21 protein-coding genes are annotated in these 26,035 nt (G+C 74.3%); 11 read left to right on the top strand and 10 right to left on the bottom strand.

Annotated features, from left to right (window positions below; genetic code table 11):
* Positions 1 to 16 precede the first annotated feature (16 nt).
* From ACIP4Y_RS26000 to ACIP4Y_RS25985, 4 genes are all read right to left on the bottom strand, one after another.
* On the bottom strand, positions 17 to 4,648 hold the full coding sequence (locus ACIP4Y_RS26000) for a hypothetical protein (protein WP_401397819.1): 4,632 nt from the start codon (positions 4,646 to 4,648) through the stop codon (positions 17 to 19).
* A 70-nt stretch (positions 4,649 to 4,718) separates the two neighbouring features.
* The gene (locus ACIP4Y_RS25995) at positions 4,719 to 5,597 is read right to left on the bottom strand and encodes a hypothetical protein (protein WP_401397817.1); all 879 of its coding nucleotides are present in this window, start codon (positions 5,595 to 5,597) and stop codon (positions 4,719 to 4,721) included.
* Between the two features lie 31 nt (positions 5,598 to 5,628).
* Positions 5,629 to 7,158 carry a hypothetical protein gene (locus tag ACIP4Y_RS25990; protein WP_401397815.1) on the bottom strand — a complete coding sequence of 510 codons (1,530 nt, stop codon included), beginning with the start codon at positions 7,156 to 7,158 and terminating at the stop codon, positions 5,629 to 5,631.
* A 69-nt stretch (positions 7,159 to 7,227) separates the two neighbouring features.
* On the bottom strand, positions 7,228 to 7,935 hold the full coding sequence (locus ACIP4Y_RS25985) for a GntR family transcriptional regulator (RefSeq protein WP_401397813.1): 708 nt from the start codon (positions 7,933 to 7,935) through the stop codon (positions 7,228 to 7,230).
* A gap of 127 nt (positions 7,936 to 8,062) precedes the next feature.
* Here ACIP4Y_RS25985 and ACIP4Y_RS25980 point away from each other — a divergent pair, with 127 nt between their 5' ends.
* The 5 genes from ACIP4Y_RS25980 (at position 8,063) to ACIP4Y_RS25960 (ending at position 12,580) form a co-directional block, all read left to right on the top strand.
* The gene (locus ACIP4Y_RS25980) at positions 8,063 to 9,388 is read left to right on the top strand and encodes an MFS transporter (protein WP_401397811.1); all 1,326 of its coding nucleotides are present in this window, start codon (positions 8,063 to 8,065) and stop codon (positions 9,386 to 9,388) included.
* A gap of 5 nt (positions 9,389 to 9,393) precedes the next feature.
* Complete coding sequence (locus ACIP4Y_RS25975) at positions 9,394 to 10,224, top strand: putative hydro-lyase (RefSeq protein ID WP_401397882.1); 831 nt, start codon at positions 9,394 to 9,396, stop codon at positions 10,222 to 10,224.
* 87 nt (positions 10,225 to 10,311) lie between these two features.
* Positions 10,312 to 11,079, top strand: coding sequence for a LamB/YcsF family protein (locus tag ACIP4Y_RS25970; protein ID WP_401397808.1), 768 nt, complete (start codon positions 10,312 to 10,314; stop codon positions 11,077 to 11,079).
* Positions 11,076 to 11,693 carry an allophanate hydrolase subunit 1 gene (locus tag ACIP4Y_RS25965; protein WP_401397805.1) on the top strand — a complete coding sequence of 206 codons (618 nt, stop codon included), beginning with the start codon at positions 11,076 to 11,078 and terminating at the stop codon, positions 11,691 to 11,693. Before ACIP4Y_RS25970 ends, ACIP4Y_RS25965 begins: the two co-directional genes overlap by 4 nt.
* The gene (locus tag ACIP4Y_RS25960; protein ID WP_401397802.1) at positions 11,690 to 12,580 is read left to right on the top strand and encodes a biotin-dependent carboxyltransferase family protein; all 891 of its coding nucleotides are present in this window, start codon (positions 11,690 to 11,692) and stop codon (positions 12,578 to 12,580) included. The genes ACIP4Y_RS25965 and ACIP4Y_RS25960 overlap by 4 nt, the downstream gene beginning before the upstream one ends.
* A gap of 278 nt (positions 12,581 to 12,858) precedes the next feature.
* On the opposite strand, the gene ACIP4Y_RS25955 is transcribed toward ACIP4Y_RS25960, so the two are convergent.
* Together ACIP4Y_RS25955 and ACIP4Y_RS25950 are read right to left on the bottom strand one after the other, a co-directional pair.
* Positions 12,859 to 14,277, bottom strand: a complete 1,419-nt coding sequence (locus ACIP4Y_RS25955) for a HEAT repeat domain-containing protein (RefSeq protein ID WP_401397799.1) — start codon at positions 14,275 to 14,277, stop codon at positions 12,859 to 12,861.
* Between the two features lie 300 nt (positions 14,278 to 14,577).
* Complete coding sequence (locus ACIP4Y_RS25950) at positions 14,578 to 14,970, bottom strand: ankyrin repeat domain-containing protein (protein ID WP_401397796.1); 393 nt, start codon at positions 14,968 to 14,970, stop codon at positions 14,578 to 14,580.
* A 282-nt stretch (positions 14,971 to 15,252) separates the two neighbouring features.
* On the opposite strand from ACIP4Y_RS25950, the gene ACIP4Y_RS25945 reads away from it, so the two are divergent.
* Complete coding sequence (locus ACIP4Y_RS25945) at positions 15,253 to 15,447, top strand: hypothetical protein (protein WP_030620070.1); 195 nt, start codon at positions 15,253 to 15,255, stop codon at positions 15,445 to 15,447.
* Between the two features lie 39 nt (positions 15,448 to 15,486).
* Positions 15,487 to 17,097, top strand: a complete 1,611-nt coding sequence (locus tag ACIP4Y_RS25940; RefSeq protein ID WP_401397792.1) for a hypothetical protein — start codon at positions 15,487 to 15,489, stop codon at positions 17,095 to 17,097.
* Between the two features lie 47 nt (positions 17,098 to 17,144).
* Here the strand turns inward: ACIP4Y_RS25940 and ACIP4Y_RS25935 are convergent, their stop codons facing one another.
* A complete protein-coding gene (locus ACIP4Y_RS25935; protein WP_401397790.1) occupies positions 17,145 to 18,653 on the bottom strand; it encodes a PLP-dependent aminotransferase family protein in 1,509 nt (502 codons plus the stop codon).
* Positions 18,654 to 18,717: 64 nt separating this feature from the next.
* Between ACIP4Y_RS25935 and ACIP4Y_RS25930 the strand changes: the two genes are divergently transcribed.
* From ACIP4Y_RS25930 to ACIP4Y_RS25915, 4 genes are all read left to right on the top strand, one after another.
* Positions 18,718 to 19,476 carry a YitT family protein gene (locus ACIP4Y_RS25930; RefSeq protein ID WP_401397787.1) on the top strand — a complete coding sequence of 253 codons (759 nt, stop codon included), beginning with the start codon at positions 18,718 to 18,720 and terminating at the stop codon, positions 19,474 to 19,476.
* The gene (locus ACIP4Y_RS25925) at positions 19,473 to 20,249 is read left to right on the top strand and encodes a glycerophosphodiester phosphodiesterase (RefSeq protein ID WP_401397784.1); all 777 of its coding nucleotides are present in this window, start codon (positions 19,473 to 19,475) and stop codon (positions 20,247 to 20,249) included. The genes ACIP4Y_RS25930 and ACIP4Y_RS25925 overlap by 4 nt, the downstream gene beginning before the upstream one ends.
* A gap of 56 nt (positions 20,250 to 20,305) precedes the next feature.
* Positions 20,306 to 21,649 (top strand): MFS transporter, encoded by a 1,344-nt coding sequence (locus ACIP4Y_RS25920; RefSeq protein WP_401397781.1) that lies wholly within the window; start codon positions 20,306 to 20,308, stop codon positions 21,647 to 21,649.
* A gap of 278 nt (positions 21,650 to 21,927) precedes the next feature.
* On the top strand, positions 21,928 to 22,302 hold the full coding sequence (locus ACIP4Y_RS25915) for an RNA polymerase-binding protein RbpA (protein WP_003977404.1): 375 nt from the start codon (positions 21,928 to 21,930) through the stop codon (positions 22,300 to 22,302).
* Positions 22,303 to 22,406: 104 nt separating this feature from the next.
* Here ACIP4Y_RS25915 and fxsA read toward each other — a convergent pair whose 3' ends face one another.
* From fxsA to ACIP4Y_RS25900, 3 genes are all read right to left on the bottom strand, one after another.
* A complete protein-coding gene (gene fxsA / locus ACIP4Y_RS25910; protein ID WP_401397778.1) occupies positions 22,407 to 22,961 on the bottom strand; it encodes an FxsA family membrane protein in 555 nt (184 codons plus the stop codon).
* A gap of 70 nt (positions 22,962 to 23,031) precedes the next feature.
* Positions 23,032 to 23,826 (bottom strand): polyprenol monophosphomannose synthase, encoded by a 795-nt coding sequence (locus tag ACIP4Y_RS25905; RefSeq protein WP_358646521.1) that lies wholly within the window; start codon positions 23,824 to 23,826, stop codon positions 23,032 to 23,034.
* 538 nt (positions 23,827 to 24,364) lie between these two features.
* A complete protein-coding gene (locus ACIP4Y_RS25900) occupies positions 24,365 to 25,972 on the bottom strand; it encodes an amidohydrolase (RefSeq protein ID WP_401397774.1) in 1,608 nt (535 codons plus the stop codon).
* Positions 25,973 to 26,035: the final 63 nt, after the last annotated feature.

Raw genomic sequence — 26,035 nt, 5'->3', positions numbered from 1 at the left:
GAGGAGGGCCCGAGAACTACGCCGGCTTCTTGTACATCCTCGTCGCCGTGATCTCGCTGCGCACCGTCTCTCCGGCCTGGGGCTGCTGGGGCAGTCCGGGCCGGAGGTGTTCCTCCACGCTGATGTACTTCAGGCCCGCCCTGAGGTCGGCGTCGTTGCGCAGGCGGATGACCAGCGGGAACTCGGCGAGGGCGGTCGTGTCGAACAGGCCGGTGGTGTACAGCAGCTGGACGCCCAGCGCGTCGGAGACGGCCCGCTGGAGCTCCAGCAGGTAGGTCGCGTTGGCGCGGCCGATCGGGTTGTCCAGGAACAGCGTGCCGGCGTGCCGGTGCTTGTCCCGCCCCCGGTCGTTCGAGCGCAGCGCGGCCATCGTGCAGTACAGGGCGATGGCGGCGGTGAGCAGCTGGCCGCCCGAGAACACGTCGCCCATCTGCCCGACGGGGACGCGCTCGGCGCGCAGGACGGCGTCGGGCTTGAGGATCTCGACGGCCACGCCCTTCGGCTGCAGGGCCGCCGCGACGCCCCGCAGCAGCAGGGACATGCCGTCGCGGCGCAGGTCTGAGTTCTTCTTGACGGCCGCGCGCGTGGCCTCGTCGATGACCTCGCCGAGCCGTTCGGTCAGCGTGGCCTGGTCCGGCTCGTCGAAGCGGATGCGCAGGAACTCCTGCCCGGACCACTCGCCGAGCCCCTCGGGCAGCCGGGAGAGGCGCTGGGCGGAGCGCAGCGTGGCCAGGGCCGACTCCACGAGTCCGCGCAGCCGGTCCACGATCGAGTCGCGGTTGCGCTCCAGCTGGGCCAGCTCGTCGGTCAGGACCCGCAGCCGGGGCGCGAACGCGTCCGCCCACTTCTGGGCGTGCTCGGGCAGCGCGGAGGCGGGCAGTTCGCGGATCTGCTGCCGGGCCGGGGTGCGCACCTGCTCGTAGCGCGTGGAGTTGGCGTGCCGGACCAGGACGTCGCTGGCCTCGCGCACGGCCGCCTCGGCGGCGGACAGGTCGGCGGCGCAGCCGCGCAGCGAGCGGCGGGCCTCGGCAGCGGAGTGCCGGGCCTCCTCCAGGGTGCCCGGGTACGGCTCCGTCTCCTCCTGCTCCTCCTCAGCAGTGTGTTCGCGCAGCAGGTCGCGGAGCATCGCGGCGGTCTCGTCGAAGCCGCCGGCCGCGTCCTCGGCGGCGCGGTGGGCGTCCAGGAGCTCCGCGTGGGCCTCGCGGGCCTCGGCCAGCGCCTCGGTGCGGGCGGCGAGTTCGCCCGTGGCGGTGCGCAGCAGCGCCTGGGCGTGCTCGGCGTCGCGCGGGACGAGTTCCTCGGGCAGCTCGGTGTGCGCCTCGCCCTCCTCGGGCGCGTGCCGCTCCGTCTCGCCGCGCAGCCGGCCGAGCTGCTCGCTCGCGGTCGACATCCGGGTCTCCAGGAGCTGCACGAGCTCCTCCGCGCGCGCGGCGGCGGCCTGCCGGGAGGGCCCGTCGGAGCCGTCGGGCGACTGGAGCAGCTGCTCGGCGCGGGTGCGGACCTTGTTGCTGAGCCGGTCCAGTTCGGCGCGGGCGGCGCTCTCGTCGCTCTCCGCGCGGGCCTGCTCGGCGCGCAGGTCGGCGCCGACGCCGACCTTCTCGTACACCTGGGAGGCCGCCCGGTAGGCCTCGCGGAGGGCGGGCAGGGACGCCTTCGGGGCGTCGTCGTCGGCGACGGGTACGTCGTCGGGGGCGCCGGCGATCTCCGAGCGCTCGGCGCGCAGGGCGCGCGCGGTGCGGCGGGCGTCGTCGGCGGCGCGCTGGGCGGCGCGGCGGTCCTCGTCGGCGGCGCGGGCGCGTTCCAGGCAGGACTGGGCGCGGGCCTCGGACTCGGCGGCCTCGTCGGCGAGTTCGCGGAGTTTCACCTGCCAGCCGGCGCGTTCGCGCAGCCGGAAGGCGAGGCCGGCGAGGGCGTCGGCGGCGCGCCGGGCCTTCTGCGCGGCCTCCTGCCGTTCGTCGCGGATCTGCGCGGCCTCGGCGGCAGTTTCGTCGGCCTCCGCGCGCGCGGCGCGGGCCTCGGCGAGTTCGCCCTCGGCCTCCTGGGCGAAGGCGCGGGCCTCCTCGGCGGCACGGGCCAGCTCGGTGAGGCGCCCGGCGGGGCAGCCGGTGCGCCAGGAGGCGAGGCGCGCGGCGAGTTCGCGGTCCTTGCCGAGGCGGGCGGCGAGGGCGCGGATCTCCTCGTCGCGTTCGGTGGCCCGCGCGCGCAGCGCCTGGCGTTCCTCGTCGGCGGCGTGCTCGTCGTGCATGGCCGGGTTCGGCGGCACCAGGAACACGTCACCGGCGGCGGTGCCCGCGGCCGGGGGCGGGGCGAGCAGCGCGGCGGCGGTGCCGACGGCGACGGCGGAACGGGGCAGCAGGGCGGCGTCACCGAGGGCCTCGCGGGCCCGCGCGTGCGTGTCCGGGTCGGTGATGATCACCCCGTCGACCAGTTCGGGGCGGGCGGCGAGCACGCGCGCGTGGTCGGCGGGGTCGACGGCCTGCGCGAGGTAGCGCCAGCCGGGCAGGGCCGGGATGCCGTGCTCGCCGAGGAACTCGACGGTGGCCAGCACGTCCGGGCCGGGCGGCAGCAGTCCGCCGTCCCCGAGGGCGCCGAGGATGCGGGCGTCGTCGGCGGCGGCCGTCCGCAGGTCGAACAGGTGCCGTTCGGCGGTCGACACGGCCTCGTCGAGGAGTTCGCGCAACTCGTCGGCGAAGCGGTCGAGTTCTTCGGGGGTGAGAACGCCCTGGGCGGGGTTGGCGGCCGGTGCGCGCGTGCCGTCGGACCCTTCGGTCCGGGGCGCGGGCACCCGTGCCGTGCCGGGCGCGCCGGGCAGGCTCAGCAGCTCCGCGAGCCGCTCCTCGGCGGCCAGCGACTCCGCGAGGCGCCGCTCGGCCTCGTGGGCGCGCTCGGCGGCGGTCGCCGCGTCCGCCGCGCGCGCCGCGGTCAGTTCCGCGCGGGACTCGGCGGAGGCCGCCTCGCGCGCGTGCTCGGTGGCCTTGCGGGCGGCCTCGCGGGCCGCGTCCCAGGCGGCGACGGCGGTCTTCTCGGCGTCGCTGGCGGCGAGCGCGGCCCGCGCCGGGTCGGCGTCCGGGGCGCTGTCGTCCAGCCAGCCCGCGCGGACGGCCTCGGCGGTCTCCTGCTCGACCTCGGCGAGCCGCTGGCGCAGGTGCCCGGCCTCGCTGCGGGCCCGCTGCGCGTCGGTGGCGGCGGCGGTGGAGTCCCGGTAGGCGGAGTCGCTGACCTCCTGGAGGGCGGCGGAACGCTCCTCCTCCTCGTTGGCGAGGGACTCGGCGCTCTCCGCGGCGGCGTGCAGGGCCCGTACGAGGTCCACGGCGGCCTTGGCGCGGGCGGCGAGCGCGGGCGCCGCGTCCCGTTCGGCCTCCTGGATGGCTGCGGAGACGCGCGCGACGCGGTCGGCGGCGGCGCGGTGGCGCAGCACGGCCTCGGCGGCCTGCCAGGCGGAGTGCAGGGTACGGGCGTCGGCCAGCTCGCGCTTCTGCGCGGCGGCGGACTTCTCGGCGGCGGCCAGCGCCAGCGAAGCGTGCCGGTAGGCGAGTTCGGCCGCGATGAGGGAGCTGCGCTCGCGGGCGCCCTCGGAGTGCGTGACGGCGTACGCGGCGGCCGTCACGCGCTGGGCGAGGTCGGCGGCCCGGATCCGCTCCTGCACGGCTCGCGCGGACAGCCGACGGGCCAGCGTGCGGGTGCGGCGCTCGGCGCCCGTGTGGACGTCACGCGCGCGTGCCCGCGCTTCGGCTGCCTCCACGATGCGGCCGAGCAGGTCGACGGAGCCGGCGGTGAAGTCCCGTTCGGCGATCAGCTCGGCGCGCCGGCCGAGTTTGTTGCCGAAGCCGCTGACGAGGTCGGCGAGGCCGTCGGTGTCGCGGGTGTCGGTGACCGCGCGCAGCAGCAGGTCGGTGAAGTCGGAGTCCTTCTTGACCGCGAAGAGGCCGGCCGCCTCGCCCTCGTCGGCGTTCATCTCGCGCTGGTAGCGGAACAGTTCAGGGTCGAGGCCGAGGTCGCCGAGGTGCTCGATCCAGCGGTCGTGGATCTCCTCCCAGTGCACCTCCAGGTGCGGGTAGGCCTTGCCGGCCTCCATGAGGGCGTCGCGGAAGCCCTTCATGGTGCGGCGGCGGCCCTGGGCGCCGGAGGTGCCCTCGGCGGACGGCCGGACGGCGGTGGACTCGGCGACGGGCAGGCTGTCCAGGCTGAGGCCGGGGCCGGGCCGGAAGGAGTACCAGGCCTCGGCGAACTTGCGCGGGTCGCTGGAGACCTGCCGCCCGCGCCACTCGCTGACCTTGCCGACGACCACGCACTCGCCGGTCAGCACGTGCTGCCACTCCAGGGCCACATGGCCGCAGTCGTCGGCGAGCAGGAACTTGCGCAGCACGCCGGAGCTGGCACCGCCGAGGGTGTTGCGGTGGCCCGGCAGCATCACGGAGAAGATCAGCTTGAGCAGGACGGACTTGCCGCCGCCGTTCTCCAGGAACAGCACGCCCGCGGGCGCGGGCCGGCGCGGCGGACCGGACGGCTCCTCCTCGAAGAACTCCGCCTGCGTGGGCGCCGGGTCGGGCACGGGCTCGCCGACTCCCCGCAGGTCCAGCACGGTGTCGGCGTAGCGCGCACCGGCGGGACCGATGGAGTAGAGGCGGACCCGGGACAGCTCGTACATGGCGGACTCTCGTAAGTCTGGTGAAAGGTGCGGTGGTTCGGGGGTTCCTGGAGCTACGGAGCTTCAGGCGTCAGGAGTGGAACGGCAGTCCGGCGTCGGCCACCAGGTCCAGGTCGTCGGTGTCCTCGGCGGGCAGCAGGGTGGCGGTGCCGTCGGTGACCGGGACGACGCCCAGTTCCAGCAGCTCGGTCAGGGCGGCGCTGCCGGCCATGTCGCGGACCTGGAGCTGGTAGCGGGCGGTGGTGCGGTACGTGCCGCCGTTGTCGTCGCCGGTGCGCTGCAGGAAGCCGGAGTCGGTGAGGAAGGCGAGGGCCTTCGCCACGATGCCGGTGGTGGAGGCGGCCGGCCGGCGGGCGTCCTTGGTGGCGCCGGTGGCGCTGCGTCTGGCCCAGATCCGCCAGGCGGCCTCCAGGCCGGGCGCGTCGGTCGCCGGGTCGGTGTTCTCGCCCTGCTCCTCGGCGCGCTCCTCCAGGCGGCGGCAGGCCTGCCGCACGAAGGCGTCGACGCCGTTGACGGTGACCCGGCCGATGTAGGAGTCGTCGGCGAGGTCCTCGGGGCGCGGGAACGCCAGCGCGGCGACCGCGAGATGGGCGAGTCCGTGCAGGAAGCGGTCGGCGGAGTCGGCGGCGGTGCGACGCGCGTAGTCCCCCATGCGGACGGCGAAGACGGAGTCCTCGGCGGCGGTCACGGCCATGCCCGCGCGCGGGGACACCTCCAGCACGACGAGCCCGAGGCCCGCGGCGACGGCGTCCGCGAGCCGGGCGAACGCCGGGTTCTCGCGGTAGCGGCGCAGCAGTTCGGTGTACTCCTGGTCGCGCGCGGGCGCCAGCTTGGGCTGCAGTCCGAAGGCGACGAGCCGCGCCGCGTCGGCGGCGTCGGCGGGGGTGACGGCGGAGCCGGCCGGTGCGGCGGCAGACTCGGGTTCACTCCGGTCGACGTGCTCGGTCACGGGTTGGGCTCCTTGTCGTGCTGTGGTCCACTCATGCTGCTTCCGTCCGGTCCGCGGCCATGCCGGCCGCGTCCAGCAGGGCGGTCCCCACGATCAGGTCCGCCCCGCCGAACTCGGGATCGTCCAGTTCGGTGCCGTCGTCCACGGCGAACAGCAGCTTCTCCTCGCCCTGCCGGTAGGCGGTGCCGACGGCCGGACTGGCCGCGTGGACGGCCAGCAGCGCCACCAGGTACGCCAGGTCCGGGTCGCCGGTCCGCCGGGCCTCGGCGAGCAGCCCGGACAGTCTGCGCGGCGCGTCCGCCGGCAGGTCCAGCAGCTCCGTCGCGGCGGCCAGCTGCTCCTCGCTGAACCGGCTGTCGTCCGGCGTGGCGATCAGGTCGGGTTCGGGCATCTCCGCGCCCAGGTGCTCCCGCTCGACGGGCGGGGTCAGCAGTATGCCGACGAGGTCCCCGACGCGGACGGACACCGGTGTGCGCAGTCCCGTGCCGCGCGCGAAGAAGGCGTCCGTGACCCGGATCGCCTGCTCCATGGGCAGCGGCAGGACGGGGGCGACGAGATGGCCGTAGAGGTCTATCCCGGAGGTGGTCGCCGGCGTGGCGAAGGCCTGCCGGTCCTGTTCGGCGCGGAACAGCGGGCCCGCCTCCAGCAGGCGGGACTGGAGCTGGGTGTGGCGCCGGATGCAGTCCTTGACGATGTCGACCAGTTCGGCGGCGCGGCGCTTGTGCTCGGGCTCCTCGGTCTCGTCGCGGGCCTTGCGGATGTTGGTGAGGATGGCGTTCTCGTGGCGGTACCGCTCGGCGACGTGGTCCAGGGCCTCGGCGATCATGTCGGGGACGGCGTTGAGCCAGTCGACCGCGCGGACGTTGCGCCGGGTGGCGTCCAAGGCCCGGCGGAGCGTCTCGGAGTACTGCACCGTGCGGTAGCGGGCCTGCTCGGCGGCGAGCTGGGCGTCGGCGAGCCGGCCACGGTTGATCAGCACCTCCAGCTTGACCTCGGCGGCGATCTGGGCGCTGGTGACGTCGGTGTCGAGGGCGCCGACCAGGACGTTGACCGCCTCGTCGGTCGTGCGCAGGTACACCGTGCCGCCGGGGCCGGGGACCTCCTCGATCAGCTTGAAGTCGTAGTCACGGCGGACGTACGTGCCGTCCGGCGCGAAGGTGCCGTAGACCGCGCGGAAGCCGCGGTCCACGCTGCCGACGTTGATGAGGTTCTCCAGGACCCAGCGGGCCACGCGCTCGTGTTCGGCGGTGGGCCGGTGCGGGGCCTGGGCGGCGATGCGCGGGATCAGCCGGGCCACGATCTGCTCGTGGTCGGCGCCGGTGTCGAAGTCCATGTTCAGCGTGACCAGGTCGATGGCGGCCAGGGCCACCTCGGCCATCCCGTACACCGAGTACTCACCGGCCAGGTTGGCCTTGCGCGCGTCCAGGTCGTGCAGCGGCGCGGTGCAGGCGAGCGCGCGCAGCCGACGCGCCAGCCCCTCGTCGGCGGCCGGACCCGGAGCCGGGCGCGGCCCCGCGCTGAGCTGGGGCGGAACACGGTCCGTCGATGCAGGCGAAGTCACGGTGCACAGACTAGGTCCTGGGTCTGACATCGGCCCAAACGACTCAGAAGCGACGGCCGTCACAGAAGCTCAAGAGGCGCCTGCCGCATCCTCGCCGACCCGGCGCCGGTACACCTCGACCACCCGCTCCAGCGAGTCCGCGAGGTACCTCTCCAGCAGCCGTTCCGCCCCGCGCCGGTCCCCCGCTTGCAGGGCCTGCAGGATCTCGGTGTTGCGGGCCAGGTACGGCTCGTGCAGGCGGCGCGGGTCGTCCACGACGTGGAAGGCGAGGCGCAGCTCGGCGAAGACGCTGCGCATCAGCTCGTCGGTGCGCTCGCTGCCGGCGAGGGCGACCAGTTCCCGGTGGAAGTGGATGTTGGCCGTACCCAGCTCTTTCCAGTCATTCTCCGCGGCCGCCGTCCGCCCTTCCTCGACCGCCGCCACCAGCCCGCCCAGCCGGTACGGCGGTGCGCCCAGCCCGCGTACGACGGCGCACTCGACCAGGGAGCGCGTGCGGTAGATGTCCTCCACGTCCTCGATGGTCAGGACCCGCACGAACACCCCGCGGTTGAGCTCGTGGACCAGCAGGCGCTCGTGGGTGAGCAGCCGGAACGCCTCGCGCAGGGTGTTGCGGGAGACGCCGAGCGCCCCGCCGATGCTGTCCTCCGACAGCCGGGTGCCGGGCGGGAAGTAGCCCTCGGAGATGCGGCTCCTGAGGATGTCCGAAACCCGCTCCGCGGTGCTCGTACGGCCCAGGAGGACACGGTCGCCGGCCAGTCCCGTCAGGTGCTCTGCCATGCCCGGAATTCAATCGCACACACCGGAACGAAACAACGTGGGTATTGAGGGATCGTTGAACGATCCTCTACGGTGCTCCGCACGGCTCACTTCCCCGCACCCTCCGTCCCTCTCCTGCGAGGTGCCCATGAGCACGACTCCACCGCCCCGTTCACCCTCCGCGCCGTCCACCGGCACCCACCCGGCCCGAGAACGCACCGGTGAGGACGGCGCGTTCGACTGGCTGCGCGCCCTCGGCCCGCGCGGCCGGCGCGCCTTCGCCGGCGCTTTCGGCGGTTATGCCCTGGATTCCTACGACTACTTCACCCTGCCGCTCAGCATGGTGGCGCTCGCGGCGTACTTCGGCCTCGACAGCGGCCAGACCGGCTTGTTCACCACGGTCACGCTGGTGGTCTCGGCCGTCGGCGGCGCCGCGGCGGGTGTGCTCGCGGACCGGGTGGGCCGGGTCCGGGCCCTGATGATCACGGTGATCACCTACGCCGTCTTCACGGTCGCCTGCGGCTTCGCGCCCACCTACGAGACGCTCCTGGTCTTCCGCGCCCTCCAGGGCCTCGGCTTCGGCGGCGAGTGGGCGGTCGGCGCGATCCTGGTCGCGGAGTACGCGAGCGCGCGCCACCGGGGCCGTACGCTCGGCGCGGTCCAGAGTTCCTGGGCGGTCGGCTGGGGACTGGCGGCGGCCGTCTACACGCTGGTCTTCTCCTTCGCCGGCGACGACCTGGCCTGGCGGGTGATGTTCTGGACCGGCGCGCTGCCGGCGCTGCTCGTGGTGTGGCTGCGCCGCGGGGTGCACGACGCGCCCACGGCGACGGCGGCCCGCGAACAGGACCCGCGGCGGGGCTCGTTCGCGGCGATCTTCCGGCCCGGCCGGGACGGCGCCCCGGGCCTGCTGCGCACCACGGTCTTCGCGTGCCTGCTGTCCACCGGCGTGCAGGGCGGCTACTACACACTGGCGACCTGGGTGCCGACGTACCTGAAGTCCGAGCGCGGTCTGTCGGTCGTCGGCACCGGCGGCTACCTGACGTTCCTGATCTCCGGCGCCTTCCTCGGCTACCTGACCGGCGGCCAGCTGACCGACCGGCTCGGCCGGCGGAACAACATCTGGCTGTTCGCCCTGCTGTCGGCGCTGTGCATCGTGGCGTACGCGAACATCCCGCAGGGCGCCGACACCCTGCTGCTGGTGCTCGGCTTCCCGCTCGGCTTCTGCATGTCGGCCATCTTCAGCGGCTTCGGCTCCTACCTGAGCGAGCTGTACCCGACGGCGGTGCGCGGCACCGGGCAGGGCTTCACGTACAACACGGGCCGCGCGGTCGGCGCGGTGTTCCCGACCCTGGTGGGCTTCCTCGCGGACAGCTGGGGCGTGGGCGGTGCGCTGGTCTTCGGCGCGATCGGCTACGGCCTCGCCGCGGTGGCGCTGCTCGGGCTGCCGGAGACGCGCGGGAGGGAGCTGGCGTGACGCGGGTGAACCGTACCGGGGACCGTCCCGTCATCACGGTCGACGCGCACGCGCACGCGTGGAGCCCCGCAACGGCGCGGGCCCGTTTCCGCGAGGGTCTGGCCGGGCCCACCGCGGGGGTCGCCGCCGGCCACACGCAGGCCAACCTGATCGCGGTGCCCGCCGACTGGGCCTACGACATGCTGCTGTTCTGCCAGCGCAACCCCAAGCCCTGCCCGGTGCTCGACGTCACCGACGCCGGTTCCCCGGCGACCGTCCTCGCCGAGGGCGCCGATCTGCGCACCGACCTGCCGCGCTACCGGGTGTGGGAGAACGGCGGGCTGGTGGACGAACCCACGGACGTGCGCGCGTACTGGCGCGACGACCTGGTGTCGTTCCTGCTCGGGTGCAGCTTCACCTTCGAGTGGGCGCTGGCCCGGGCCGGCGTGCCGATCCGGCACGTCGAGCAGGGCCGGAACGTGCCGATGTACGTGACCGGCCGGGAGTGCCGGCCGGCGGGCCGGCTGCGCGGGCCGATGGTGGTGTCCATGCGGCCGGTTCCGCCCGAGCGGCTGGGCGCGGCGATCCGGGAGAGCAGCCTGCTGCCGGCCGTACACGGCGGCCCGGTGCACTGCGGGGATCCCGCGGCCCTCGGCATCGAGGACCTCGGCCGGCCCGACTTCGGCGACCCGGTGACCCTCGCCGACGGCGACATCCCGGTGTTCTGGGCCTGCGGGGTGACCCCGCAGGCGGCCGTGACGGCCTCCCGGCCGCCGTTCGCGATCACCCACGCGCCGGGCCGGATGTTCCTGACCGACGCCCGCGACGAGCAGTACCGGCTGGTCGGCATCGACTGAGGCCGGCCGTAGGAACAGCCGCGTACGAGAACCCCGTCCGAGACCCTCGACGACGGACCGCACGAGAACCGGAGACACGAGAACACCATGACCGCGAGCACCGCGATCGATCTGAACGCCGACCTCGGCGAGGGCTTCGGCCGCTGGCGGCTGACCGATGACGAACAGCTGTTGTCCGTCGTCACCAGCGCCAACGTGGCCTGCGGCTTCCACGCCGGGGACGCGGCCACCATGCGCCGGGTGTGCGAGCAGGCGGCCGAGCGCGGGGTGACGATCGGCGCGCAGGTCTCCTACCGGGACCTGGCCGGTTTCGGGCGGCGCGCCATGGAGGTGCCGCCCGCCGAGCTGGCTGCGGAAGTGGCCTACCAGATCGGCGCCCTGGAGGTGTTCGCGCGGGCGGCGGGGTCGCGCGTGGCGTACGTCAAGCCGCACGGCGCCCTCTACAACCGGGTGGTGCACGACGAGGAGCAGGCCCGGGCGGTGGTCGACGGCGTGCGGCTGGCGGACGCCTCGTTGCCGGTGCTGGGCCTGCCCGGCTCACGGCTGCTGGCGCTGGCCGCCGAGGCGGGGCTGCCGGCGGTCACGGAGGCCTTCGCGGACCGCGCGTACACCGACGAGGGCACGCTGGTGCCGCGCGGCCGGGACGGCGCCGTGGTGACCGACCCGGACGCCGTGGTGGAGCGCTCGGTGAGCCTCGCCCGTTCCGGCGCGGTGATCGCGCACTCCGGCGCGCGGATCCAGGTGCGGGCCCGTTCGCTGTGCCTGCACGGCGACACGCCCGGCGCGGTCGGCCTGGCCCGGCGGGTGCGCGAGCGGCTGGTGGCCGCGGGGGTGCGGCTGGAGGCGTTCGCGTGAGGGCGCTTCCGGTCGGCGACGACGCGCTGCTCGTCGAGGTGTCCTCCGGGGAGGAGGCGCAGGCCCTGCACGCGGAGCTGCTGCGGCGCCGCGCGGAGGGCACGCTGCGCGTCCGCGAGATCGTCCCGGCGGCCCGTACGGTCCTGCTCGACGGGCTGGCCGACCCGGCCCGCTGGGCGGCTCGCCTGACCACCGCGCGGGTACCGGCCGTGCCCGCCCACGCGCGCGAGCTGATCGAACTGCCCGTGCGCTACGACGGCCCGGACCTCGCGGCGGTCGCCGAGCACTGGGGGGTGACCGCGCGGGAGGCGGCCCGCGTCCACGCCTGTACCGAGTTCACGGTGGCGTTCTGCGGTTTCGCGCCCGGCTTCGGTTATCTCACCGGGCTCCCGGACCGCTACCACGTCCCGCGCCGCGCGACCCCGCGCACGTCCGTTCCGGCCGGTGCCGTGGCGCTGGCCGGGCCGTACACGGGCGTGTACCCGCGTTCCTCACCGGGCGGCTGGCAGCTGATCGGCACGACGGACGCGGTGCTGTGGGACCACACGCGCGTACCTGCCGCGCTGCTGGCCCCGGGGACGCGCGTGCGGTTCGTACCGGTGGAGGGGGCATGACCGATCGTGCGCTCGTCGTGGTGCGCGCCGGGGCGCTGACCACCGTGCAGGACCGCGGGCGGCCGGGGTACGCGCATCTCGGCGTGCCCCGTTCCGGCGCGCTCGACCCGCCCGCGGCGGCGCTGGTGAACCGGCTCGCCGGCAATCCGCCGGACGCCGCCGTCCTGGAGACCACCCTCAACGGCTGTGCGGTGCGCCCGCGTTCGACGGTGACCGTGGCGGTCGCGGGCGCGCCGTGCCCGGTGGCGGTGGGCGGCCGCCCGGCCGCCTGGGGTGCACCGGTCGTGGTGCCGGCGGGCGAGCTGCTGGAGGTCGGCGCGGCCACGGCCGGTGTCCGCAGCTACCTCGCGGTCGGCGGCGGGATCGCCGTGGAGCCGGTCCTCGGCAGCCGCGCCACCGACCTGCTGTCCGGACTGGGTCCGGCCCCGCTGGCGGACGGCGCGGTGCTGCCGCTGGGCGCTCCCGCCGGCCCTCCCGCGCGCGTGGACGGCGCACCGCAGCCGGGTCCGCCGGCCGAGCTCGTGCTCCGGGTGACCCTGGGCCCGCGCGACGGCTGGTTCACGGCGCAGGCGGTGCGGGACCTGGCCACGCGCGCGTACCGGGTGTCCGCGGCGAGCAACCGCATCGGCCTGCGCACCGAGGGGCCCGCCCTGGAGCGGGCCGGGACCGGTGAACTCCCCAGCGAGGGCATGGTCCTGGGTGCGGTGCAGGTCCCGCCGGACGGGCGCCCGGTGGTCTTCCTCGCGGACCATCCGACCACCGGCGGCTACCCGGTGATCGCGGTGGTCCGCGCCGCCGACCTGCCGGCCGCCGCGCAGGCGCTGCCGGGCGCCCCGGTCCGGTTCCTGCCGGTGCGGCGCCGTCGAAGCGCCGGCGCCTTCCGGTAGGGCCGCGGATACCGCTGCCGACGCCCTCAGACGAAGCGGACGGGTGCTCTGCGCCGTCGTACGGCGGCTGTCACGCCACGCCCTCCGGCACGGCGGGCCGGGCGTCGGGACGCCCGCGTCAACTTCGATCTTTCGGCGCGGGGAACGTCCCATGAGCGTTGGGCTGTGCACCCGAGCAGGTCAGACGGCCGTCATGGCCGCCTGACCCGCGGGTCATCCGGTGTTCACCCGGCGGGCGGTCGTCCGCCGGGCAGAGGTGCGGGTGGGGCCGGTGGGGCTCAGCCGAGGGCCGCGTCCGGTCCGAAGCGGCTGCGCACCGCGGTCTGCACCTCGGCCTCCTCGGCCGGATCGGCGGCCAGGCGGCGCAGGCGCTCCACGACCCGGGTGTCTCCGGTCTCGGCGTGCCGGGCGGCGAGTTCGCGGGTGGTCTCCTCGCAGTCCCACAGGCATTCGACGGCGAACCCGGTGGCGAAGGAGGGGTCGGTGGCGGCCAGCGCGCGGGCGGCGCGGCCGCGCAGATGCGAGGAGGCCGTCTCGCGGTAGACGTGGCGCAGGACGGGGGCCGCGCAGGCGATGCCGAGGCGTCCGGCGCCGTCGACGAGGGTCCCCAGCGTGGGCGTGTCCGGTCCCTCGCCGCGCACGGCCTCGCGGAGGGCGCCGAGGACGAGGTCGCGGTCCCGGGTGCCGCCGCGGGCGGCGAGCATGCGGCCGGCGGCGGCGCCGAGCGCGTCGGGGCGCTGGGCCCAGCGGCGCGCGCGGTCGACGGCGGCGACGCTGCGCATCCGTTCGAAGGCGTCGACGGCGGCCTCCACGACGAGCGCCGTCCCGTCGGTGACCGCCGCCTCGATCAGGTCGAGCGCGTCCCGGTCGTTGCTGTCGGCGAGGTAGCGCAGTGCCGTGCAGCGCGCTCCGTCGGTGCCGGCCCGGGCGGCCAGGAGGATTTCGGGCCGGTCCTCGGGGCCGGCCACGGCGACCAGGCAGCGTGCGGCGGGCACATGGAGGGCGGCGCCGCGGTCCATGCCCTGCTGGGCCCACTCGAAGACGGCGCGCACGCTCCACCCCGGGCGGGGCCCGGTGGGGCGCATCTGCCGCTGCCAGCGGTCGAAACAGCCGGTCTCCTGAGCGGCACGCACACGCGTGGCGATCGATGTGCGCGGATCCTCGGCCCACAACCGCCAGGGCCGCGGCTCGAAGGCGTCGCGTACGGCGGCGGCCAGCTCGGCCTCGCCCTCGGGATCGGTGCCGAAGCGGGCCAGGACGGGGGCGGCGAGGGCGCGCAGGCCCGCGTCGTCGTCCCGGAGGGCCAGCTCGTCCAGGGCCCAGGCCCAGTTGGAGCCGTGCGCGGCGTACCGGCGCAGCAGTTCCAGGGCGTCCAGCCGGCCGTAGGAGGCGAGGTGGCCGAGGACGGCCAGGGCCAGGCCGGTGCGGGACTCGTCGGTGTCGAGCACGTCCTCGGCGTCGAAGAGGTGCGCCTCCACGGCGTCCAGCTCGCCGTTCAGGTCGAGGAAGAGCCGGGCGTAGTACAGGGAGCGGTTCTCCAGCTGCCAGTCGTGGCGGGGGTCGCGCAGGACACAGTGGTTCAGGGCCGCGAGCGCTTCGGCGCGCGGGGCCGTGAGCGCGTGCAGCGTGCCGTCGCCACGGCCGCGCTGGAGCAGCCCGAGCAGCGTACCGCTGGGCGCTATGACCGGATCGAACATGGGAAACAGCCTCACATCAAGCGTCGACGCAACCGGGGAACACGCATTACCTGGCCACGTGACACAACGTCGGAGCGCCCGCCGTCTCTTGCTTGCTGTAGACCATCTCTCTCTGCCTCTCGTCGGTGGCCCATGCGGACCGCATCACGGCCCGCGCGGTGCGGCAACACCTGCCCGGCCATCGCGTCCGTGAAGCACGACGTCATGATGACCCGCGGTGTGTGCTGCCGCGACCGTATTTCCGGCGGCCCTGTACCGCCTCCCCCGTTTTCCGTGTCGTACCTGGTCAGTGCGTCGGCGTCAGTGGACGCCGAACAGTTCCAGCAGCTCCTTCTTGCCGAACATCCGGGCCGTGTCGACGGCCGACGGCGTGCCTGCGGAAGGGTCGGCTCCGCCCTCGAGGAGGGCCTTGATCACGTCCGTCTCACCCTTGAAGACGGCACCTGCGAGCGGAGTCTGGCCCCGGTCGTTGATCTGGTCCGCCGCCGCGCCGCGGGCGAGCAGCGCGCGCACCGCGTCGGCGTGGCCGTGGTAGGCGGCGAGCATCACGAGGGAGTCCCCGCGGTCGTTGGTGAGGTTGGCCGGAACACCCGCGTCGACGTACGCCACGAGCGCCTCGGTCTGGCCCTGCCGGGCCAGATCGAAGATCTTGGTCGCCAGCTCCACGACCTCGGGGTCGGGGGCTTCGCTCATCGGCCGGACCACCTCTCCTTGCTGATGCGGGACTGCTTCGTACGAGTGAATCGCCAGCGTACTGGCTCGCGCGGCACATGACCCGATGTGCCCGAGGTAAAGATCAGCAGCAGCTCCGGTCCGAGGCAACTCACCTGGTCAACCGGGCACCACCCAACTCCTCCGAGTGGGGGAAATCAACCGATTTTCATCCAGTTGCACCTTTAATCGTATGGATACATCCTGTGATCCTGGAAGAACTCATGGTGACTGTCCCCCACCTTCGACACCAGGAGGCCCCAAATGATCCTCTCCCTCTCAGGCGTGCTGCTGCTCGGCATCGTCGTCTTCCTGTTCTTCCGCAAGGACGGCCTGAAGGGCTCGCACGCCACGGTGTCGGCCCTGTTCGGCTTCTACCTGTCGACCACAGGCATCGCCCCGAGCATCAAAGCCGGAGGAGAGAGCCTGGCCAGCCTCCTGGGCGGCATCAAGTTCTGACCCGACAGTCCCGCCCGCACGCACCCACAGGAGTCAGCAGTGGCCCGGCGCCCTCTCCCCCGCATTCTGAGCAAGGACAGCGCCCAGATCGCCCGGACGCAGATCGCCCGGAGCAGGGAGCTGGCCCGGACGGCGGCCGACAGCGCCACCGACGTCCTCCACCCGCTGATCACTGTCACGCGCGGGCTGCGCCTGCTGGCCGCGGCCGGCGGGCGCAGGTGGGCGGACACCCCCAAGGACAGGCGCGGGCCGCTGCTGTTCTTCGTGGCGTCCGTGGTCCTGCTCGTGGCCCTGATGCCGTACGGGCCACTGCTCGCCGTCATCGCCGTGATGGCAGCAGCGGCCTGGCACGGCCGGGACCGCACCCCGCCGGCACCGGAAGGGCCCGACGAGTCCCAGACCCAACGGCTCCAGGCGCTGTACGAGGCCCTGGTGCCGTACTTCTCCGGCGCGGACGACCCGGCGCCGCTGTACGCACACGGCGGTGAGTGGGAAAAGGCCTTCACCGTGCACGACTTCGACGACGCCGGACGCGTCGCCCACCTCGTGATCCGCTACCCCGCCTACTTCCCGGACGGCGAGCCCGAGGCCCGCGCGCGGATCGAGCAGTTGCTCACCGCGAAGGCCGGGCGCAGCCGCGAGTACCACTTCGGGTGGGACGAGGCGGGCAACCAGCTCACCGTCACCGCCCTCGCCCCGCTGCCCGCCGACGTCCCCGCCCAGCGTTTCGTCACCGCGCCCGGCGAGACCGTCCTCGGCTTCACCGACCCCAGCGAGGTCCCGCGCACGCTCCCCCTCTCCTACGGAGAGGAACAGATCGACATCCCGCCGGTCGTCTGGCGCACCGGCATCCGCTCCACCGAGCCGCACCTGCTGGCCCTCGGCCATCCCGGCAGCGGTACGTCCACCCTGCTGCGGTCCGTCGTCCTGCAGACCCTGCAGTACGGCGACGTGCTGATCGTCGACGGCGGCGGCACCGGCGAGTACGCCTGCCTGACCGGGCGGGCCGGGGTACTGGCCGTGGAGTGCGCGCTGCCCGGGGCGCTGGCCAGCCTGGAGTGGGCCGCGCAGGAGACCGAGCGGCGGCTCGTCGCGATCAACCTGGCGCGGCAGGCGGGCGACCCGCCGCCCGCGGACACCCGGCGCCCGCTGTGGATCGTGCTGGACCGGCCGAGCGTCTTCGCGCACCTCGCCGCGGCGGACGGACGCAAGGACCCGCAGGCGCTGCTCGCCGTGCCCCTGCGGCACGGCCGCGCGGCGAACGTGACCGTGGTCGTGGCGGAGCAGTTCGACAGCGCCGAGACGCTGACGGACGCGGTACGGCAGCACACGCGCGCGCGTGTCGTGCTCGGTCCGGCCGCGCCGGAGCAGGTGGAGGCGGTGCTCGGGGCGCCTCCGCACACCACGCCGATGGCGCAGGTGCCGCCCGGGCGGGGGTACGCCCGGCTGGGCTCCGGTCCGGTGCACCGGCTCCAGGTGCCGCGTACGCCCGACCCCTACGACGACGCCACGAGCGATGCCGACCGGCAGGCGGTCCTGGAGCTGCTGCCGCCGCGGGGCACTGCCGTGGAGGCGGAGCCGGCGGATCTCACGAAGCCGGCGGCGGAGAACGCACCGGTGACCGCGGATGCCGTGGCGGCCGAGAGCTGATCGAGCCCCCTGAGCCACCACGCCCCTGAACCCCCGCCCCCGAACCGCTAAGCCACGAACGTGCGCGGTGCCTCGGCGCCGCCCGACGCCCCGGATTCCACCAGCCGCGCCGCGGCGGCGAGCCGTACGGCCGCTTCCTCCGCGACCGCTCCCCCGACGGTGAACGGGAGCCGGACGTACCCCTCGAAGGCACCGTCGACGCCGAAGCGGGGCCCGGACGGCACCCGGACGCCGGTCCGCTCGCCCGCCTCCGCGAGACGGGAACCGGAGAGGCCGCCGGCGCGGACCCAGAGGGTCAGCCCGCCGCGCGGAACCTCGAACTCCCAGTCGGGCAGTTCCCGGCGCACCGCCGCCACCAGGGCGTCCCGGTTCTCCCGGGCCTGGACCCGGCGCAGCTCGACCGCCTGCGCCCAGCCACCGGTGCTGAAGAGCCAGTTCACGGCCAGCTGCTCCAGCACCGGCGTGCCCAGGTCGGCGTACGCCCGCGCGGCGACCAGGCTGCGGATGACATCCGGCGCCGCCCGCACCCAGCCGATGCGCATCCCCGCCCAGAACGCCTTGCTGGCCGAGCCGACCGTGATCACCGTGGAACCGGCCGGATCGAACCCGCACACCGGCCGGGGCATGCCGCCGCCCCGGAAGTCCTCGTCGAGCCACAGCTCGGACATCGTCTCGTCGGCGACGAGCACCGTGCCGGCCGAGCGGGCCGCGTCCACCAGCCGGCGCCGCTGGTCCTCGTCGGCGAGCGCCCCGGTGGGGTTGTGGAAGTCGGCGACCACATAGGCGATCCGAGGCGCGGCCTCGCGCAGGACCTGGCGCCAGCGGTCCATGTCCCATCCGGACAGGCCCTCGGCCATGGCGACGGGGACCAGCCGGGCGCCGGTCTCGCGCATCAGCTGGAGGATGTTGGCGTAGGACGGCGACTCCACGGCGATCCGCTCGCCGCGGCCCGCGAAGAGATGGCAGATCGCGTCGATGGCACCCATCGCCCCGGTCGTCACCATGATCTGCTCCGGCATGGTGGGGATCCCACGCGTGGTGTAGCGCTCGGCGATCATCGAGCGCAGGGCGGGCAGCCCGGCCGGGTAGTCGCCGTGGGTGTGGGCGTACGGCGGCAGCTCCTCCAGGGCGCCCTGCACAGCCCGGGTGAGCCAGGGCTCGGGCGCCGGGAGCGAGGCGCAGCCCAGGTCGATCACCGAGCCGAGGGCCTCGGGGGGCAGCGGCTCGAGACCGCGGGCCGGGATCGGGTTGCCGGCCGGTACCGCGGTCCAGCTGCCGGCTCCGCGCCGGGACTCCAGGAAGCCCTCACCGCGCAGCGCCTCGTAGGCGGCGGCGACGGTGGTGCGGCTGACGGAGAGGGCCAGGGCCAGTTCGCGTTCCGCGGGGAGCCGCGCGGCCACCGGGACGCGGCCCTCCAGCACGAGCAGCCGGATGCCGTCGGCGAGGGCGCGGTAGGCGGGCGGACGGCGGGTGCCGGGGCCGGCCGGGCGGTCCTGCTGGGAGTTGAGGAGCCGGGCGAGCTGCGCGGCTCCGACAGCCGAGGTCCACTGCGCCATGAAGATCAGTCCACCTTCCCCGAATTGGCCATGGATGGCGATCCATCCCAAGCCACAGAGTGTCATGCGTCAGGCCACCGCCACCACCCAGGGGGGTACTCCCGTGTCCACTGCCGGCACATCCACTCCCAGCCCGTCCACATCGGGCACCGCCACACCCGGCGCGTCCGCCCCCGGCCGCCGCCGTCTCGGCCGGCGGCTGGTCCAGCTGTACTCCGGACTCGCGCTCTACGGCGCGAGTTCCGCGCTGCTGGTCGTGGCGGGGTTGGGCCTGGAGCCGTGGAACGTGCTGCACCAGGGGCTCGCGGAGCTGACCGGCCTGAGCATCGGGGTGGTGTCGATCATCGTGGGCGCGGCCGTGCTGCTCCTGTGGATCCCGCTGCGCCAGCGGCCCGGGCTCGGCACGGTCTCCAACGTCTTCGTGGTCGGTCTCGCGATGGACGGCACGCTCGGCCTGCTCCCGGACGCCCGTTCCCTCGCCGTGCGCGTCCCGCTGCTCCTCGCGGGCATCGTGCTGAACGGCGCGGCGACCGGCCTGTACATCGCGGCGCGCTTCGGACCGGGGCCGCGCGACGGGCTGATGACGGGCCTGCACCGGCGCACCGGCCGGTCGATCCGGCTGATGCGGACGGTCGTCGAGGTGGCGGTGGTGGTCACCGGATTCCTCCTGGGCGGCACCATCGGGGTGGGGACCGTGCTGTACGCCGTGTCCATCGGCCCGCTGGCGCAGGCGTTCCTGCGGGTGTTCGCCCTCCCGTCGGCACCGTCGGGCAGCACGGTCGTTGCCGGGACGACACCCGGGCGCGCGATACTGCGTCCGTGACCCTCGCGACGCCGCCCATCCGCCACCCGTACCTGGACCACCCGGGGCCGATCCCCTTCGCCCACCGGGGCGGGGCGGCCGACGGCCTGGAGAACACCGTGGCGCAGTTCCGGCGCGCGGTGGAGCTGGGCTACCGGTACATCGAGACCGATGTGCACGCCACGGCGGACGGCCGGCTGGTCGCCTTCCACGACACGACCCTGGACCGGGTCACCGACGGCACGGGCCGGATCGCCGACCTGCCCTGGGCGGACATACAGCACGCGCGCGTGGGCGGCCGTGAACCGGTGCCGCTGTTCGAGGAACTGCTGGAGACGTTCCCCGAGGTGCGCTGGAACGTCGACATCAAGGCGGAGCCCGCGCTGCGGCCCCTGCTGGAGCTGATCGAGCGCACGAACGCCTGGGACCGGGTCTGCGCGGGCTCCTTCTCCGAGGCGCGCGTGCTGCGCGCCCAGCGGCTGGCCGGGCCGCGGCTGGCCACCTCGTTCGGCACCCGCGGGGTGCTGAGCCTGCGGCTGCGCTCCTGGGGGCTGCCGGCCGCGGTGCGCCGGTCGGCCGTGGCCGCGCAGGTGCCCGAGGCCCAGTCGGGCGTCCCCGTGGTCGACCACCGCTTCGTCCGCGCCGCCCACGCGCGCGGTCTGCAGGTGCACGTGTGGACCGTCAACGATCCGGAACGGATGCACCGGCTTCTGGACCTGGGGGTCGATGGCATCATGACCGATCACATCGACATGTTGCGCAAGGTCATGGAGGACCGCGGCGTCTGGGTCTGACCGCCCGGCCGCACCGGCCCGCGCCTTCGCAGGAGCACGGGGAAGCGAGGGCACGGGTGAGCACCGACACCGTGCGGACGGCGGAGGACGAGGCCGCCGGCCTCAAGCGCGAGCAGCGTGGCTGGTACGTCTACGACTGGGCGTGCTCGGTCTATTCGACGAGCGTCCTCACCGTGTTCCTGGGTCCCTACCTCACCGCGGTCGCCGAGCGTGCCGCGGACGGCGACGGCTATGTGCACCCGCTGGGCGTCCCGGTCCGGGCGGGCTCCTTCTTCGCCTACTCGGTCTCCCTGTCGGTGATCGTGGCGGTGGTCCTGATGCCGCTGGTGGGCAGCGCGGCCGACCGCACGGGACGCAAGAAGCCGCTGCTCGCGGCGGCGGCCTACACCGGTGCGGCGGCGACCACGGGGATGTTCCTCCTGGACGGCGACCGGTACCTGCTCGGCGGGGTGCTGCTGGTCGTTGCCAACGCGGCGCAGTCCGTCGGGATGATGCTCTACAACTCCTACCTGCCGCAGATCGCCCCGCCGGACCAGCGGGACGCGGTCTCCTCCCGGGGCTGGGCCTTCGGCTACGCGGCGGGCTCCCTGGTCCTCGTCGCGGACCTGGTGCTCTACTCGGCGCACGACGCCTTCGGCTTGTCCGAGGCGGCCGCGGTCCGCGTCTGCCTGGCCTCGGCCGGGCTGTGGTGGGGCGCCTTCACGCTCGTACCGCTGCGCAGGCTGCGCGACCGGCACGCGCGCGTGGCGGGCGCCGCGGCACCGGGGCTGCGGCAGCTCGCGGCGACCGTCCGGGACATGCGCCGGCACCCGCTGACCCTGGCGTTCCTGCTGGCCTACCTCGTCTACAACGACGGCATCCAGACCGTGATCACCCAGGCCTCGGTGTACGGCTCGGAGGAGCTGGGGCTCGGCCAGTCGACGCTCATCGTGGCCGTGCTGCTGGTGCAGGTGCTGGCCGTGGCGGGCGCGATGGCGATGGGCCGGCTGGCGCGGACGTACGGCGCGCAGCGCACGATCCTCGGCTCGCTGGTGGCGTGGACGCTCACGCTGGCGGCGGGCTGGTTCCTGCCCGCGCGGGCGCCGGTGTGGTTCTTCGGGCTCGCCGCCGGGATCGGCCTGGTCCTCGGCGGCAGCCAGGCGCTGTCCCGGTCGCTGTTCTCCCATCTCGTGCCGCCGGGCAAGGAGGCGGAGTACTTCTCCGCGTACGAGATGAGCGACCGCGGGATGAGCTGGCTCGGCCCCCTGCTGTTCGGCATGACCTACCAGCTGACCGGAAGCTACCGATCCGCGATCTTCTCGCTGGTGGCCTTCTTCGTCCTCGGTTTCGCCCTGCTCGCGCGGGTACCGGTGCGTCGGGCGATCCGCGAGGCGGGCAACCCGGTTCCGGAAAAGATCTAGCGCCGATTTAGCACTCTGCATGAAAGGGCGGTAGTGTACGCGTTTGGCCTGCCAGGCGTACCGTTACTGCGCGTCAAAGATGCCGAAACGCTGAGTGACATCTGCTAGCAGATGTGACAAACCGGGCGCCTGTGGGTACAACAAGGGGCGGCTACGACGGCGACGCATGACCCGGAACGGGACCCGGAACGGGAATCTTTACCGCCGACCGGACGTTGACCGGATGACGACGACAGCGACACCTGTCCTGTGGGCGACAAGCCCGGGAGGCACGATTCATGAGTGAGCGAGCTCTTCGCGGTACGCGCCTCGTGGTGACCAGCTACGAGACGGACCGCGGCATCGACCTGGCCCCGCGCCAGGCCGTGGAGTACGCATGTGAGAAGGGGCACCGTTTCGAGATGCCCTTCTCGGTCGAGGCGGAGATCCCGCCGGAGTGGGAGTGCAAGGTCTGCGGTGCCCAGGCACTCCTGGTGGACGGTGACGGCCCTGAGGAGAAGAAGGCCAAGCCCGCGCGTACCCATTGGGACATGCTGATGGAGCGGCGCACCCGTGAGGAACTCGAAGAGGTCCTCGAGGAGCGTCTGGCGGTTCTGCGTTCGGGGGCGATGAACATCGCGGTCCACCCCAGGGACAGCCGCAAGAGCGCCTAGTCCCTGGCGGGGCTCGGCTGCTTCATACAGCGCAACGCAACGACCGCGGGCGCCGTACGTGATCTCACGTACGGCGCCCGCGGTCGTGTGTCCGGGGCGGACGCTCAGCGCGTCAGCGGCGGGCGGGGCTCCTGCGGGGCGTCGTACGGGTCGCCGTTCCTGATGACCTCGCCCTGCACCACCTTGCCGTCGGGCCGGTGCATGCGGACCTGCTGGAAGGCGCCGCCCAGGGTGCCCGGGGCGGCCTTGCGCAGACCCCGCTCCAGGGCGCTCTCCGCCAGGCGGCTCACCGCCTTCTGGACCGGCGGGAGCAGCAGGAGCAGTCCGGCCGCGTCCGAGAGCAGGCCGGGGATCATCAGCAGCAGGCCGCCGAGCATCATCAGGCCGTTGCCGCCGCCGCGCGCCGGCGAGCCGCCCTCGCGCAGGGCCTCGTTCAGGTTCTGGAAGGCGCGGCGGCCCGCCCGCTTGATGACCACGGAGCCGGCCACGCATCCCGCGACGAGCAGCAGGAACACGGTGAGCCCGCCGGCCGCGCCGGCGACCAGGGTCAGCAGCCAGATCTCCAGCACCAGCCACGCGGCGAGGCCCAGCGGCAGGTACCTGCGCAGCCGGGAGGGGCGGCGGCGGGTGTACGGGGAGGTCGGAGTGCCAGTCGTCATGTTCCCAGTGTGCCCGGGCGCGGCTCAGCACCGGATAAGGGAGCGATCGGCGGGGCCGCAGACCGGTGTGCTAGGCGTGCTTGTCCTTGCCGGTGAGCTTGCCCAGGCGGTCCCCGACGCCCCAGGCGGTGACCCGCCACAGCGCCTCGACCACGATGTCCCGGCTCATCTTGGAGTCGCCCAGCGCACGCTCGACGAAGGTGATGGGGACCTCGACGACGTGGTAGCCGGCCTTCACGGCGCGGCGGGCCAGGTCGACCTGGAAGCAGTAGCCCTGCGAGGCGACCTCGCCGAGGCCGAGGCCCTCCAGGGTCTCGCGGCGGAAGGCCCGGAAGCCGCCGGTGACGTCTCGGATCGGCACGTCGAGCATGAGCCGCGAGTAGGTCGAGCCGCCGCGCGAGAGGAACTCCCGGGACTTGGGCCAGTTCACCACCCGGCCGCCTGGCACCCAGCGGGAGCCGAGGACCAGGTCGGCGCCCTTGAGGGCGGTCAGCAGCCGGGGCAGTTCCTCGGGCTGGTGGGAGCCGTCGGCGTCCATCTCGATCAGCACGCCGTAGTCCCGCTCCAGACCCCAGCGGAAGCCCGCGAGGTAGGCGGCGCCGAGGCCCTCCTTGCCCTTGCGGTGCAGGACGTGGACGTGGTCGTCCTCGGCGGCCAGCTCGTCGGCGAGCTTGCCGGTTCCGTCGGGACTGTTGTCGTCCGCGATCAGTACGTGCGCCTCGGGGACGGCCTTGCGTGCCCGGCCGACGATGGACTTGATGTTCTCCGCCTCGTTGTAGGTCGGAATGATCACCAAGGCCGTGCCGAGCGGGCCGAACTGCCTCCCCTGGGCCTTGGCCGCGAGGGTCCCGTCGCCGTCGTTCACTGCTGCCCCTTCATGTCGTACGCAGGGGTCCACCATAGTGGCCACGGCCTGGGAACAGAGGACGACGCGTGCGGATCGTGGTGTCGATTCCACAAGAACGGGGTAAGACTGATCTCTTTCGGCACTGCCCACCACGGCGGATGGGGGCCCGGCGCCCTTCGGGCCGACCTGGGACCCGCTGGCTGCGGATCGACCGAGAGCCGTTGTCTACTGGACGCCCGGGCCCCACCCGGGTCACACCTGGCCGACCAGCCTGAACGTTCCCTCGTCGGCGCGGGCGCTGAGCCTGGCTCCCAGCGACGGTGTGCCCCGGTGCGGCACACCGTCCCTGACCCAGCGGCGCTGCGACGAGTCGGCTGAACGTCCCCCGGTCGGGCGTCCGGTGGTGGACTCGGACGAACCTACCGGCCCCTGGCCGCCGACTGTCAACAGCCGCCTGACCTGGGAAGACAGTGTCGTCATCGCGGTCGGTGGAGAGGATGCGCAGGTCGGGCGGCGGGGCCGCGGCGACGGTCGGCCGCCGCGCCACCCCGGGAGATCACTCGCCCGGCCGTACGAACACCGTCCGCCCGCCCACCACGGTGCGCAGGCAGACCGGCAGGTCGCGGCCCGGGGTGAGGTCCGGCAGGCCGGGGGTGCCGGAGCGCGGGTCGGTGGACCAACGGGCGACCCGGTCGTCGGGGGCCTGGACGACCAGCTCGTCGGTGCGCCAGACGGCGTAGTCGGCGGGGGCGCCCGGGACCAGGACGCCCGCGTCGTCGCGGCCGACGGCCCGCCAGCCGCCGCGGGTGTGCGCGGTGAAAGCGGCGCGGACGGAGATCCGGTGCTCGGGCGTGCGGTGGAAGGCGGCGGCGCGGACCGTGCCCCACGGGTCGAGCGGGGTGACCGGGCTGTCGGAGCCGAACGCGAGCGGCACCCCCGAGCGCAGCAGCGCGGCGAACGGGTTGAGGGTGCGGGCCCGCTCCACGCCCAGCCGCCGGGCGTACATGCCGTCCTCGCCGCCCCACAGCGCGTCGAAGGCGGGCTGGACGGAGGCGATCAGGCCCAGCTCGGCGAAGCCGGCGACGGTCTCGGGGGTGAGCATCTCGGCGTGCTCGACGCGGTGCCGGGCGGCGCGGATCCGGGCGAGGCCGAGCTTCTCGGCGGCGGCGCGGACGCCCTCGACCACGGCGGTCACGGCGGCGTCGCCGATGGCGTGGAAGCCGGCCTGGAGGCCCGCCTCGGTGCAGGCCACGACGTGGGCGGCGATGGCGTCGGCGTCCAGGTAGGCGGTGCCGGTGTGGCCGGCGTCGGCGTACGGCTCGTGCAGGCAGGCGGTGTGCGAGCCGAGGGCGCCGTCGGCGAAGAGGTCGCCCGCGGCGCCGGCCGCGCCCAGCTCGCGGGCCTTCGCGGTGTCCTCCTCCGCCCAGTAGCCGACCACGCGGGGACCCGGCAGCTCGGCGGCGAGCCGGAGCAGGCCCGTGAAGTCGTCCTCGGAGGAGATCTGCGGGCCGCCGCACTCGTGCAGGGTGCCGATGCCGAGGGAGGCGGCGTGCGCCAGGGCGGTGCGCTGGGCCTCGGCGCGCTGGGCGGGTGTGATGGCGGCGAGGGCGGCTTCGCGGACGGCGTGGTGGGCGTCCCCGGTGAGCGGGGCGTCCTCGCGCGGGACGCCACCGGGGACCAGGTCCAGCAGCGCGGTGGTGACGACCGCGGAGTGCACGTCGATGCGGCTCAGGTAGAGGGGGCGTCCGCCGGTGGCCGCGTCCAGTTCCGCGCGGGTGGGCGGCCGGCCGCCGGGCCAGCGGGCGGCGTCCCAGCCGTGGCCCAGCAGCACCCGGTCGTCGGGACGGGCGGCGGCGAACTCGCGGATCCGGGCGAGGGCCGCCTCCAGGGAGGGGGTACCGGACAGGTCAAGGCCGGTCAGGGCGAGGCCGGTGGCGGTGGTGTGCACATGGGCGTCGGTGAAGGCCGGGGTGACCAGGGCGCCGTCGAGGTCGACCACCTCGTCCACGCCGTCGGCGAAGGCGTCGGCGGCACCCTCGGAGCCGACCCAGGCGACCTGGCCGCGCTCCACCACCATCGCGGTGGCGAAGGGGTCCGCGGGGCTGTGCACCTCGCCGCGGCGGAGCAGGACGGTCTTGGGGGGCTCGGCGGTGCGGTTGCTCATGGCCGACAGTTTCTCTCGGCGCCGGGCAGGAGCTGCACCTGGGGCGCCTGAAAGGGCGCCGGG

The organism is Streptomyces sp. NPDC088810 (assembly GCF_044750305.1).
Lineage (GTDB): Bacteria > Actinomycetota > Actinomycetes > Streptomycetales > Streptomycetaceae > Streptomyces.
Note: the sequence above shows the minus strand (reverse complement) of the source record. Positions and strands in the feature narration are given on the sequence as shown.

Bases quoted from the DNA above. Each gene is read 5' to 3' on its own strand.
- ACIP4Y_RS26000 (WP_401397819.1), bottom strand. From the start codon at position 4,648: ATGTACGAGCTGTCCCGGGTCCGCCTCTACTCCATCGGTCCCGCCGGT.
- ACIP4Y_RS25985 (WP_401397813.1), bottom strand. From the start codon at position 7,935: ATGGCAGAGCACCTGACGGGACTGGCCGGCGACCGTGTCCTCCTGGGC.
- ACIP4Y_RS25980 (WP_401397811.1), top strand. From the start codon at position 8,063: ATGAGCACGACTCCACCGCCCCGTTCACCCTCCGCGCCGTCCACCGGC.
- ACIP4Y_RS25970 (WP_401397808.1), top strand. From the start codon at position 10,312: ATGACCGCGAGCACCGCGATCGATCTGAACGCCGACCTCGGCGAGGGC.
- ACIP4Y_RS25960 (WP_401397802.1), top strand. From the start codon at position 11,690: ATGACCGATCGTGCGCTCGTCGTGGTGCGCGCCGGGGCGCTGACCACC.
- ACIP4Y_RS25955 (WP_401397799.1), bottom strand. From the start codon at position 14,277: ATGTTCGATCCGGTCATAGCGCCCAGCGGTACGCTGCTCGGGCTGCTC.
- ACIP4Y_RS25950 (WP_401397796.1), bottom strand. From the start codon at position 14,970: ATGAGCGAAGCCCCCGACCCCGAGGTCGTGGAGCTGGCGACCAAGATC.
- ACIP4Y_RS25945 (WP_030620070.1), top strand. From the start codon at position 15,253: ATGATCCTCTCCCTCTCAGGCGTGCTGCTGCTCGGCATCGTCGTCTTC.
- ACIP4Y_RS25935 (WP_401397790.1), bottom strand. From the start codon at position 18,653: ATGGCGCAGTGGACCTCGGCTGTCGGAGCCGCGCAGCTCGCCCGGCTC.
- ACIP4Y_RS25930 (WP_401397787.1), top strand. From the start codon at position 18,718: ATGCGTCAGGCCACCGCCACCACCCAGGGGGGTACTCCCGTGTCCACT.
- ACIP4Y_RS25915 (WP_003977404.1), top strand. From the start codon at position 21,928: ATGAGTGAGCGAGCTCTTCGCGGTACGCGCCTCGTGGTGACCAGCTAC.
- fxsA (WP_401397778.1), bottom strand. From the start codon at position 22,961: ATGACGACTGGCACTCCGACCTCCCCGTACACCCGCCGCCGCCCCTCC.
- ACIP4Y_RS25900 (WP_401397774.1), bottom strand. From the start codon at position 25,972: ATGAGCAACCGCACCGCCGAGCCCCCCAAGACCGTCCTGCTCCGCCGC.